3 protein-coding genes are annotated in these 2,923 nt (G+C 32.5%); 2 read left to right on the top strand and 1 reads right to left on the bottom strand.

Annotated features, from left to right (window positions below; all coding sequences use genetic code 11):
- Positions 1-239: 239 nt before the first annotated feature.
- The gene (locus HMPREF1504_RS00360) at positions 240-1,079 is read right to left on the bottom strand and encodes an IS30 family transposase (protein WP_369759915.1); all 840 of its coding nucleotides are present in this window, start codon (positions 1,077-1,079) and stop codon (positions 240-242) included.
- A 282-nt stretch (positions 1,080-1,361) separates the two neighbouring features.
- On the opposite strand from HMPREF1504_RS00360, the gene HMPREF1504_RS00355 reads away from it, so the two are divergent.
- Together HMPREF1504_RS00355 and HMPREF1504_RS00350 are read left to right on the top strand one after the other, a co-directional pair.
- A complete protein-coding gene (locus HMPREF1504_RS00355; protein WP_005379293.1) occupies positions 1,362-1,820 on the top strand; it encodes a hypothetical protein in 459 nt (152 codons plus the stop codon).
- A 139-nt stretch (positions 1,821-1,959) separates the two neighbouring features.
- The gene (locus HMPREF1504_RS00350) at positions 1,960-2,889 is read left to right on the top strand and encodes an IS481 family transposase (RefSeq protein WP_005379765.1); all 930 of its coding nucleotides are present in this window, start codon (positions 1,960-1,962) and stop codon (positions 2,887-2,889) included.
- Positions 2,890-2,923: the final 34 nt, after the last annotated feature.

Below are 2,923 nucleotides of genomic sequence, written 5' to 3'. Positions count from 1 at the left end.
GTGTCAAAGTCCTAAAAAAGGATGTGAGCTTATATGCCTACTACTGATTATACTGAATTTTTACATAATGTAAAAAAGAATATCTTAAATTGCAATATGAAATTGAACAGTATCCAAATCTACAATCTTATTAACTTCTTCAAGAAAGACCTCCAAGGGGGTTCTATAATTTAGAAGCTTGCGTGGCAAAGTATTATACCATTTAAGTGTTCGTCGAATAGTTTCCTCTGAAACGGCTTTTATTGGCATTCCTTTCGGTATACATCTACAAAGTAAACCATTATGCTTTCGTTCGATCCACGCTTCCAAGCAGAATAATGTCGAGCAAAATAAATAGACAAGATTTCATTTTCTAAATTAGATATCTCTGAAAACTCTAAACCGTTATCTGCAGTTATTGTTTTGCATAAGCAAGCTAGATTAACATCTTTAAACGTATTTAACCATGCATGCAGTGTTTCTTTTACATCAGTAGCACGTGCTGAGGGACACCGTAAAGCCACATACAATCTGCTTTTACGCTCAAGTAAAGAAATTAAAACATGGTCTGTCTTATCTTTTGTTCCACGGACGGTATCTAATTCCCAATGTCCGAATTCCTCGCGCGTTTCAATATTAGGATCGCGAAGTTCTATGGATTTACCAAGTTCTCGCTTATGTTTTCTAGAAATAGATTTTCGTTGAGAATGCCGCACTACCAATGGTAAGTCAATTGCTTTTATACCTAATATGCCTTTGTAAAGATAGTTATATAAAGTTTTAGCACAAACCATTTCATTACGCATAAACAAATCCTTATGTTCAGCATATCCAACAGTAGCATCAAAGGACCAATGATCATCTAGAACCTTGCTTTCAATCCAATTTATAAAAGATTCTATAGCACCAACTTTCATGGTATTAGAAGAGCCCACACGTTGTCTTTCATATGTTGCTTGTCCAGAATCAGCTAAATATACAAGTTGAGATTTACCTTGTCGAATTTGAATTACAGTACCACGTTTTAATTCTGTATATATAGTTGTTCTAGAACGGCCAAGTGCACGTGAAATTGCCGTAATACTATCTCCTAGAACGATTCTATTTTCTAAATAAAATCGTTCTTCGAAGTTTAAGTGTTTGTACGTAATGTCGTGTTATGATTATTATAGTCCATAGTGATTACCTCGGTTATATTTTGATTAGACACCTAAATCATAACACAAGGTTTACTATGGATTTTTATTTGTTCAATTTCATTTTACAATTAAGCTAAATAATAAAATATTACTATTCGATAAAAATAAGTTCTAATTATATTAATGGAGAAACTTATGAGGCTAGGTTTTTCGTGAATTGAATATATAGAAAGGTTAGAGAATATGAATACAACTATATATGAAGCCGTAGCTAAATATAAAAAAGATGATACATTACCATATACAGAGTACTTTAGTTTAGGGGATTTTTCGACTAAAGATTTAGCAGAAAATGCAATAATGTTAGCTAAACAACTTCCGGGATTTAGAGCGTTTTGCGATAAAAACTTTTATATTGAGGAATTTATTTTAAATGATGGAGTACCAAGAAATTATAGTGTAGATGATCCTATCAAAAACAATGAAGTTTTTATATTGTGGTATGGGTATGATGTTGATTCAATGTATACAGTGGGTGGAACTTTAGGTGTATTTAGTGATTATGAATATGCTGTATTAGCAAAAGAAAAATATAGTACTTGGGATATATTTATTGTTCATGGGTTAGACAATTTTGGTATTGGGAAAGTTGTATTAAACGAACGTCAATGGGTAGATGGCTTTGTAACAGTTTATGATTAAGTGCATATAGCAATAGAACCTATTTAAATATTTTTGTAAGAGTATAATACATTTGTGACAAGTGAATAAAAAATGAGAAGGAACTCTGTTATAATGAAGTTGCTTAATCCAAACATTACAACAAAAGGAGTTCCTTCTCATGCATTCTATTATAACTGAAGAATTAAGATTTCGTAAACGAGTATGTGAATATGCTATAAAGTATGGAAATAATGCTGAAGCTGCACGCCGTTATCATACTAGTAGACAACAAGTACAACGTTGGGTGAAGCGTTTCGACGGGACTATCGATTCACTTCGATTGTATAGTCGTAAACCACATTCTCATCCTAATCAACACACTGAGGAAGAACTAGCACTTATCAAGCGTATGCATTCTAAGTTTAAACATGAAGGGCTGTCTCAAGTATATGTTGAGGCAAAAAAGCGTGGTTATAAACGCTCATATGGCTCTATGTGCCGACAAATAAGGTGTCACATTAAAGAGAAAAAGGTTGTTAAATCTGTTCCAAAAAGCAAGTGGAAACCAGATCTAGTAACATATCCAGGAGAAAAGGTTCAGATTGATATAAAATACGTACCTCGCGAGAGTTTAGCCTTTTCAACACAAGGAAAATCTTACTATCAACTTACAGCTATTGATGAGTTTTCTAGAAAGAGAATTCTAAAAATTATAGATGAAAAAAGTGTTACTAATACAAGTCGGTTCTTATTAAATTTAGAAGCCAAAATGGGATTTCCTATTCATACAATACAAACAGATAATGGTCGTGAATTTACAAACTATGGAGTAAAAGATCGAGAGTGTTTATTTGATATTGTATTAAAAAGATTAGAAATAGAGCATAAAACGACAAGACCATTTTCTCCGTGGCAGAATGGAAAGGTAGAGCGCAGTCATCGAATTGATAGTGAGAGATTTTATTCTCGTAAGTTTAATAGTATGGAGAGTTTTCTAAAAGCACATAGTCGATATGCTAATAGATATAATAACATTGCACAAAAAGTCTTAAACTTTAAATCACCAAACCAAGTTATAACAGAGTACTTTATGAATCAAAAGGCATAGGTATTTGTCACAAATGTTTGATTACTCTAGAAAA

The sequence above is a fragment of the Veillonella sp. ICM51a genome (assembly GCF_000524355.1).
In the GTDB taxonomy this organism is placed as follows: domain Bacteria; phylum Bacillota; class Negativicutes; order Veillonellales; family Veillonellaceae; genus Veillonella; species Veillonella atypica.
Note: the sequence above shows the minus strand (reverse complement) of the source record. Positions and strands in the feature narration are given on the sequence as shown.

Excerpts from the sequence above, each read along its gene's own strand:
- HMPREF1504_RS00355 (WP_005379293.1), top strand. The coding sequence starts at position 1,362 with ATGAATACAACTATATATGAAGCCGTAGCTAAATATAAAAAAGATGAT.
- HMPREF1504_RS00350 (WP_005379765.1), top strand. The coding sequence starts at position 1,960 with ATGCATTCTATTATAACTGAAGAATTAAGATTTCGTAAACGAGTATGT.